Raw genomic sequence first — 7,944 nt, forward strand, 5'->3', positions numbered from 1 at the left:
CGATGGCCACGATCGAGGAGTGCCGCGTCGCACTCGAGAAGCTCTCGGAGTCCATGCAGCGCGCCGAGGGGGACGTTCGCGCGGCGACCGCCCTGGACCGCTCGGTGAGCTGCCACATCACCGACCTGGACGTGACGTTCACCGGCCGGATGACCGGCGGCCGCATCCACGTCGACCACACCCTCCAGGGCCCACCCCGCGACAAGGCGCAGATCCGCCTGAGCATGACCGGCGACGACCTGGTCGCCCTGGTCGCCGGCGAGCTGCACTTCGCCAAGGCCTGGGGCGCGGGCCGGGTGAAGCTGCACGCGGGTGTACGCGATCTGCTGCTGCTCAGGAAGCTCCTGTGACGGCGGCCTTCGTACGGGCCTTGCGAGCCGCCGGCACCACCAGGGGCGTGCCCGTCTCCGGGTCGTCGATGACCTGACAGCGCAGCCCGAAGACCTCCTCGACCAGTTCGGCCGTGACGACGTCCCCGGGCGCGCCCTCGGCGACGACCCGCCCCTCGCGCAGGGCGATCAGATGGGTGGCGTAGCGGGCGGCGTGGTTGAGGTCGTGGAGCACGGCGACGAGGGTGCGGCCCTGCTCCTCGTGCAGTTCCGCGCACAGGTCCAGCACATCGATCTGGTGCTGGATGTCCAGGTAGGTCGTCGGCTCGTCGAGCAGCAGCAGAGGGGTCTGCTGGGCCAGCGCCATGGCGATCCACACCCGCTGGCGCTGTCCGCCGGACAGCTCGTCGACATAACGGTCCGCGAGCTCGGCGACCCCGGTCTGCTCCATGGACTCCCGTACGACCCGCTCGTCCTCGGCGGACCACTGGCGCAGGATGCCCTGGTGCGGGTACCGGCCGCGTCCGACCAGGTCGGCGACCGTGATGCCGTCGGGAGCGATCGAGGACTGCGGCAGCAGGCCCAGGGTGCGCGCGACCTTCTTCGGTGGGATCGACTGGATGGCCTTGCCGTCCAGCAGGACCCGCCCCTCGGCCGGCTTGAGCATCCGCGACAGGGCGCGCAGCAGCGTGGACTTGCCGCACGCGTTGGGCCCGACGATCACGGTGAAGGAGTGGTCGGGTATCTCCACCGACAGCTGCTCCGCGATGACCCGCTGGTCGTAGGCGAGGGTGACGTTGTCGGCGGACAGGCGGTTCACTGTGCTCCTTCGGTTGTTCGGCCCGTGGGTCGCCTCGCTGCCGAGGCCGGTGCCGGCGCTCATATCCGGCCCGCCCTGCGCTCGGTGACCAGCAGCCAGAGCAGATACACGCCGCCGAGCACGCCCGTGACCACGCCCACCGCGAGCTGGTCGGCGCCGAAGACCCGCTGGGACGTCCAGTCGGCGGTGACCAGCAGGGTCGCGCCCATGCACAGTGAGGGCAGCAGGTTCGGGCCGGGCGAACGGGTCAGCCGGCGGGCCAGCTGCGGCGCGGTGAGCGCCACGAAGCTGACCGGTCCCGCGGCGGCGGTGGCGGCCGCGGTGAGCAGCACGGCGGCCAGCATCAGCAGCAGCCGCACCCGCTCGACCCGCACCCCGAGCGCGTACGAGACGTCGTCGCCCATCTCCATCATGCGCAGCGCGCGGCCGTTGCCGAGGACGAGCGGGACGAGCACCGCGCACAGCGCGAGCAGCGGCCAGACCTGCTCCCAGTCCCGGCCGCTGAGCGACCCGGTCATCCACACCACGGCACGGGCCGCGTCGACCATGTCGGCCTTGGTCAGCAGATAGCCGTTGACCGCCGTCATGATCGCCGACATGCCGATGCCGACCAGGACGAGCCGGTAGCCGTGCACGCCCCGCTTCCAGGCGAGCAGATAGATGGCCAGACCGGTCGCGAGCCCGCCGGCGAGGGCGCCGAGGGTGACCTGGCGGGCGTCCCCGGCGACCAGCACGATCACCACGAGCGCCCCGGCCGTGGCGCCCTGGCTGAGCCCGAGGATGTCCGGGCTGCCCAGCGGGTTGCGGGACAGCGCCTGGAACAGCGCGCCGCCCAGCCCGAGCGAGGCGCCGACCAGCAGGGCGACCAGCACCCGCGGCAGCCGCAGGTCGATGACGACGAGCTCCTGCCCCGGGTTGCCGTCCCCGAGCAGCGTCCTGACCACGTCCCGGGTGCTGATCGGGAACTCGCCGGTGCCGATCAGCAGGACGCCGGCGGTCAGCGCGGCGGCCAGCAGGACGACGACCACGGTCAGCGCCCGCACATCGAGGCGGAGGGAGAGCCCGCCCGGGGTGCGCAGGGCGCGCGCGGCACGCCCGCGCCGCGCGGTGGCGGCCGCCACGTCCCGCGGTGCCTGCTTCGATGCGGTGCTCACAGCTGGGCCGTCCTCCGCCGTCGTACGAGAAAGATGAAGACCGGTCCGCCGAGGATCGCGGTGACGATGCCGACCTGGAGCTCCGAGGGCCGAGCGACGACCCGGCCGATGACGTCGGCGCCGAGCAGCAGCACGGGCGACAGGACGGCCGCGTACGGCAGGATCCAGCGCAGATCCGGGCCGGTGAACGAACGCACCACGTGCGGCACCATCAGACCGACGAACACGATCGGCCCGCAGGCGGCGGTCGCCGCACCGCACAGCACGGTCGCGGCGAGCATCGACAGCACACGGGTGCGGTTCAGCCGGGCGCCGAGGGCCCGGGCGGTGTCGTCGCCCATCTCCATGGCGTTGAGCGGCCGGGCCAGACACAGCGCGAGCACCATGCCGGCGACCAGGAACGGCAGGACCTGCCGGATGGTGGAGTCCGTCGCCGACGTCAGCGAACCGACCGTCCAGAAGCGCATCTTGTTGAGCGCCGCGTTGTCGAGGATCATCACGGCCTGCAGATAGCCGTACAGGGCGGCGCTGATGGCCGTACCCGCGAGCGCCAGCCGGACCGGTGTGGCGCCCCGGCTGCCGCCGAGGAACCAGACGAGCGCGCCGACCCCCGCGGCGCCGGCGAACGCGAACCACACATACCCGCTCAGGCTGGTGACGCCGAGAAAGGTGATGGCGGTGACGACCGCGGCGGACGCGCCCGCGTTGATACCGAGCAGCCCCGGGTCGGCGAGCGGGTTACGGGTGAGTGCCTGGAGGACGGCTCCCGCCAGCCCGAGCGCGGCACCGGCGAGCACCCCGAGGACGGTCCGTGAGATCCGGTCGTCCACGACGACGTCGGCATAGGTGCCCGTGCTACCGAACAGCCCGTGCCAGACCTCGCCGAGCGACAGCTGTTTCGCGCCGATCGCGATGCTCGCCAGAACGACGGCCACCAGGATCAGGGCGGAGAGCAGCAGCCCGGCGGCACGCGCCACCCGACGGCTCGGTGACACGGGCACCGACGGGGCGCGCTCTTGGGGAGGACTGTCGACCAACACGCAGTTAGGTTAGCCTAGCCTGCCAATCAGCGACGATGCCCTCCCGCACGGCGACACACCCCCGGCGTCACAACCCCAGCCGCGCCAGCGCCTTCTCCGCGTCCAGCGTGCACACGCCGTCCCCGGCCCAGGTCCAGGCCGCCGCGCACAGCGCCCGCAGTCCGTCCAAGGGCGCGCCGTCCCCGTCGAGTTCCAGCCGCTCGCCCCGCGCCGACGCCGTCCAGCCGCCGCACCGGAAGCCGCCCTCGTCACCGGCGACCTCCGGCTGCCCCGTGAGCAGCCCCCGCAGATCCGCGTCCACATACGTCGGCCGGTGCTGCGGCGGCGCCGCGAGCAACTGGGCGCCGTCCGTGACCCCGGTCAGCACCAGCAGCGAGTCCACCTCGCCGTTGAACGCGCCCTCGATGTCCGTGTCCAGCCGGTCCCCGACCACCAGCGGCCGCTCGGCACCGGTCCGCAGCACGGTCTCCCGGTGCATCGGAGGCAACGGCTTGCCCGCCACCTGCGGCTCCGCACCGGTCGCGATCCGTACGACCTCCACCGCCGCGCCATTGCCCGGCGCGATACCGCGCGCGCCCGGAATCGTCAGATCCGTGTTGGACGCGAACCACGGCACCCCGCGCGCGATCGCGTAGCACGCCTCCGCGAACCGCCCCCACGGCAGCTCGGGCCCGCCGTACCCCTGCACGACCGCCGCCGGGTCGTCGTCCGCCGAGTCGACCGGCACGAGACCGCGCTCGCGCATCGCCACCCGCAGCCCCTCCCCGCCGATCACCAGCACCCGGGAGCCCTGCGGCACCTGCTCGCTGATGAGCCGCGCCACCGCCTGCGCCGAGTTGATGACATCGTCCGCGCCGGTCGGTATGCCCAGCTCCGTCAGATGCGCCGCCACCGTGTCCGGCGTGCGCAGCGCGTTGTTCGTGACGTACGCCAGATGCATCCCGCCCGCCCTGGCCGCCGCGAGCGAGTCCACGGCATGCGCGATCGCGTCACCCCCGGCGTACACCACACCGTCGAGGTCGAGCAGCGCCGTGTCGTACGCCTCGCTCAGCACCCGGCCACACGCCTCGGGCCTCGTCCTGACGCTCTGGCTCATCCCGCATCGCTCCTCGTTCGACGGCTTTCCCCCGATCATCCCCCATGCCACCGACACCCGTACGATGCCGGGATGAACACAGCAGGTCACCCGGAACCACCGGCGGGCCCCGGCCTGGAACTCACCCCGTTCCGCGGCCTCCGCTACGACCCCGACCGGGTCGGCGGTCTGGCGGCCGTGACATCCCCGCCGTACGACGTCGTCGTACGGCCCGACGGCCTGCACCACCTCCAGGACGCGGACCCGTACAACATCGTCCGCCTCATCCTGCCCCAGGCCGCCAGCCCCGCCGCCCGCAACGAGCAGGCCGCGAAGACGCTGCGTCACTGGCTGTCCGAGGGCATCCTCAGGGCCGACCCCGAACCCGCGCTCTACGTCTACGAGCAGCGCTCCGACGACGGCATGCTCCAGCGCGGCGTCATCGGCGCCCTGCGCCTGTCGGACCCGTCCGAGGGGGTCGTCCTGCCGCACGAGGACGTCATGCCGCACGTGGTCGCCGACCGCGCCGCCCTGATGCGCGCCACCTCGGCGAACCTCGAACCCCTGCTGCTCACCTACCGCGGCGACGGCACCGAGACCGACACCAGCGCGGTCATCGACCGCACGGCCACCCTGCCGCCGCTGTTCGCCACCACCACCGAGGACGGCTACCGCCACCGCCTGTGGTCGCTCACCGACCCCGCCGACGTGGCCCACGTCCGCTCCGACCTGGCCCCCCGCCAGGCCCTGATCGCCGACGGCCACCACCGCTGGGCCACCTATCTGCGGCTGCGGGACGAGCACCCCTCCCCCAGCCCCTGGGACCACGGCCTGGTCCTCCTGGTCGACACGGCCCGCTACCCGCTGCGCGTACGGGCCATCCACCGCCTCCTGCACGGCCTGGCGCCGGCCGACGCCCTGGCCGCCCTCGACGGCCACTTCCGCGTACGCCGCCTCAAGGTGCCCCTAGCCGAGGCGCTGGACCACCTGGCCGACGCGGCCGACAAGGGCAACGCGTACCTCCTCGCCGGCGACGGCGGCTTCCACCTCGTCGACCGGCCGGACCCGGCCCTGCTCGACCGCACGGTCCCCGCCGACCGCCCGGCCGCCTGGCGCACCCTGGACGCCACCGTCCTGCACGCCACGCTCCTCGCGCACATCTGGCGCATCCCCGAGGACGACCCGGCCCGTATCGCCTACATCCACGACACCGCCGCCACCGTGCGCAAGGCGGAACGCGACGGCGGCACGGCCGTGCTCATGCACCCTGTCCGCGAGGACGTCGTCCGCGACCTCGCCCGCCAGGGCGTCACCATGCCCCGCAAGTCGACGTCGTTCGGCCCGAAACCGGCCTCGGGCCTGGTGCTGCGCGTCCTGGACGTCTGAGAACGCCGAAGGGGCGGGACCCCTGCCGGGATCCCGCCCCTCCTCAGACGTCAGTCACTCACTCGTCGTCCGCCGGCGCCGCCGCGGCACCGCCGTCGCTCTCACCCTCGCCGTCGTCCTCAGACTCGTCGAAGGCGTCGACGAACTCGACACCGTCCAGCTCCGCGAGCCGGTCCGAGGCGTCCGTGCTGCCGTCCTTGTCGGCCTCCACGGCCTTCGCGAACCACTCCCGCGCCTCGCCCTGCCGCCCGGCGGCCAGCAGCGCGTCCGCGTACGCGTACCGCAGTCGCGCGGTCCACGGCTGCACGGAGTTGGACGCGAGCTCCGGGCTCTGCAGCGTCACGATCGCCGCGTCCAGCTGTCCCATGTCACGCCGGGCACCGGCCGCGACCAGGCGCATCTCGACCTGACCGGCCTTGTCGAGCTTGTGCACCTCGGGCGCACCGGCCATGTCCAGCGCCTTCTCGGGACGCCCGAGCCCGCGCTCGCAGTCCGCCATGAGCGGCCACAGCTCCACGGTGCCGGTCATCCGCCGCGCGGCCCGGAACTCCGCCAGCGCCTCGGTGTACTTCTGGTTGGCGTACGCCGCGAAGCCCGCCGCCTCCCGTACGGCCGCGACACGCGACGCCAGCCGCAGCGCGACCCGCGAGTAGCCGTACGCGCCCTCGGGGTCCTCGTCGATGAGCCGCGCGACCATCACCAGGTTGCGCGCGACATCCTCGGCGAGCGTCTTCGGCAGGCTCTGAAGCTCCTGCCGCACGTCCTTGTCGATCTCGTCGCCGGTGACGTCCTCGGGGATCGGCAGCCGCTTGATCGGCTCACGGTCACGGTCCCGGTCGTCCCGGAACCCACCGGGGCGCCCGCCACCGCGACGGTCGTCACGCCGGTCGTCGCGCCGGTCATCCCTGCGGTCGTCACGCCCACGGAACCCTCCGGGGCGCCCACCGCGGTCGTCCCGGCGCGGCCCACGAGCACCACGGTCGTCGCGCCCGCGGAACCCGCCACGGTCGCCGTCGCGTCGGTCATCCCGCCCACGGAAGCCACCACGGTCACCGTCACGACGGTCATCACGCCGATCGTCACGCCGGTCGTCCCTACGGAAGCCACGGTCGCGGTCGCCACCACGGTCACCGCGGTCAGCACGGTCGTCACGACGGAACCCGCGGTCCCGGTCATCACGCCCACGGAACCCACCACGGTCGCCGTCGCGTCGGTCATCACGCCGGAAGCCACCGCGGTCACCGTCACGACGGTCATCACGGCGATCGTCCCTACGGAAGCCGCGGTCGCGGTCGCCACCACGGTCACCGCGGTCAGCACGGTCGTCACGACGGAACCCGCGGTCCCGGTCGTCATCCCGACGGAAGCCGCGGTCCCGGTCCCGGTCGTCCCTGCGGAAGCCACGGTCGCGGTCGTCGCCACGGCGATCGTCCCTGCGGTCGTCACGGCGGTCATCGCGTCGGCCGTAGCCGCCGCCACTGCCGCCACCACGGTTGTCGTCACGTCGGTAGGCCGGACGGTCACCGTCCCGGCGGAAGCCACGGTCTCGGTCCCGGTCGTCACGGCGCGGAGCGCCGGCTCGGTCGTCACGGCGCGGTGCGCCAGGCCGGTCGTCGCGGCGGAACCCGGGACGCTGCCCACGGTCTCCGTCACGACGGTCATCACGGCGGTCGTCCCTGCGGTCATCGCGACGGTCGTCACGCCGGCCGTAGCCGCCGCCAGTGCCACCACCGCGGTTGTCGTCACGCCGGAACCCTCCGCGGTCACCGCCCCGGTCGTTCCGACGGTCGTCACGGCGGTCGTCGCGCCGGTCGTTGTCCCGCCGGAAGCCGCCCCGATCACCACGGTCACCTCGGTAACCACCACGGTCACCACTGTCCCGTCGCCGCTGGTCGCGCTCCGGTCGATCGTCGGGAGAGTTGGTGGACATGGTGACTCCTGTCTTCGGTACTGCAAGCATTGTAAAAACAAAAGGACCCCTGGTCCCAGCTGAACGCTGGTGACCAGGGGTCCTTCCCAAAGATTGTTCGGCGGTGTCCTACTCTCCCACAGGGTCCCCCCTGCAGTACCATCGGCGCTGTAAGGCTTAGCTTCCGGGTTCGGAATGTAACCGGGCGTTTCCCTCACGCTATGACCACCG

At 72.8% G+C, this 7,944-nt stretch carries 8 protein-coding genes and 1 rRNA gene; 2 read left to right on the top strand and 7 right to left on the bottom strand.

The annotated features are described in order from the left end of the window. Positions 1-2 precede the first annotated feature (2 nt). Positions 3-350 (top strand): sterol-binding protein, encoded by a 348-nt coding sequence (locus tag KBY32_RS29920; RefSeq protein ID WP_055622945.1) that lies wholly within the window; start codon positions 3-5, stop codon positions 348-350. Here KBY32_RS29920 and KBY32_RS29925 read toward each other — a convergent pair. The 4 genes from KBY32_RS29925 to KBY32_RS29940 form a co-directional block, all read right to left on the bottom strand. Further along, complete coding sequence (locus KBY32_RS29925; RefSeq protein WP_079033692.1) at positions 334-1,212, bottom strand: ABC transporter ATP-binding protein; 879 nt, start codon at positions 1,210-1,212, stop codon at positions 334-336. The genes KBY32_RS29920 and KBY32_RS29925 overlap by 17 nt on opposite strands. Continuing rightward, complete coding sequence (locus tag KBY32_RS29930) at positions 1,209-2,270, bottom strand: iron chelate uptake ABC transporter family permease subunit (protein ID WP_210982303.1); 1,062 nt, start codon at positions 2,268-2,270, stop codon at positions 1,209-1,211. Before KBY32_RS29930 ends, KBY32_RS29925 begins: the two co-directional genes overlap by 4 nt. A 29-nt stretch (positions 2,271-2,299) precedes the next feature. After that, on the bottom strand, positions 2,300-3,343 hold the full coding sequence (locus KBY32_RS29935; protein WP_115506225.1) for an iron ABC transporter permease: 1,044 nt from the start codon (positions 3,341-3,343) through the stop codon (positions 2,300-2,302). 67 nt (positions 3,344-3,410) lie between these two features. Continuing rightward, positions 3,411-4,439, bottom strand: a complete 1,029-nt coding sequence (locus KBY32_RS29940; protein ID WP_210982297.1) for an HAD hydrolase-like protein — start codon at positions 4,437-4,439, stop codon at positions 3,411-3,413. 72 nt (positions 4,440-4,511) lie between these two features. On the opposite strand from KBY32_RS29940, the gene KBY32_RS29945 reads away from it, so the two are divergent. Further along, complete coding sequence (locus KBY32_RS29945) at positions 4,512-5,804, top strand: DUF1015 family protein (protein ID WP_210982298.1); 1,293 nt, start codon at positions 4,512-4,514, stop codon at positions 5,802-5,804. 58 nt (positions 5,805-5,862) lie between these two features. On the opposite strand, the gene KBY32_RS29950 is transcribed toward KBY32_RS29945, so the two are convergent. The 3 genes from KBY32_RS29950 to rrf form a co-directional block, all read right to left on the bottom strand. Further along, a complete protein-coding gene (locus KBY32_RS29950) occupies positions 5,863-6,609 on the bottom strand; it encodes a tetratricopeptide repeat protein (RefSeq protein WP_210982304.1) in 747 nt (248 codons plus the stop codon). After that, a complete protein-coding gene (locus tag KBY32_RS29955) occupies positions 6,501-7,670 on the bottom strand; it encodes a hypothetical protein (protein WP_247690205.1) in 1,170 nt (389 codons plus the stop codon). The genes KBY32_RS29950 and KBY32_RS29955 overlap by 109 nt, the downstream gene beginning before the upstream one ends. A 159-nt stretch (positions 7,671-7,829) precedes the next feature. Next, a 5S ribosomal RNA gene (rrf, locus tag KBY32_RS29960) occupies positions 7,830-7,944 on the bottom strand; the annotation flags it as partial.

The organism is Streptomyces sp. RK62, assembly GCF_018070255.1.
Classification (GTDB): Bacteria; Actinomycetota; Actinomycetes; order Streptomycetales; family Streptomycetaceae; genus Streptomyces; species Streptomyces nigra.

What these genes read in the sequence shown, in the direction of transcription:
- KBY32_RS29920 (WP_055622945.1), top strand. Translation starts at nt 3, where the DNA reads ATGGCCACGATCGAGGAGTGCCGCGTCGCACTCGAGAAGCTCTCGGAG.
- KBY32_RS29925 (WP_079033692.1), bottom strand. Translation starts at nt 1,212, where the DNA reads ATGAGCGCCGGCACCGGCCTCGGCAGCGAGGCGACCCACGGGCCGAAC.
- KBY32_RS29940 (WP_210982297.1), bottom strand. Translation starts at nt 4,439, where the DNA reads ATGAGCCAGAGCGTCAGGACGAGGCCCGAGGCGTGTGGCCGGGTGCTG.
- KBY32_RS29945 (WP_210982298.1), top strand. Translation starts at nt 4,512, where the DNA reads ATGAACACAGCAGGTCACCCGGAACCACCGGCGGGCCCCGGCCTGGAA.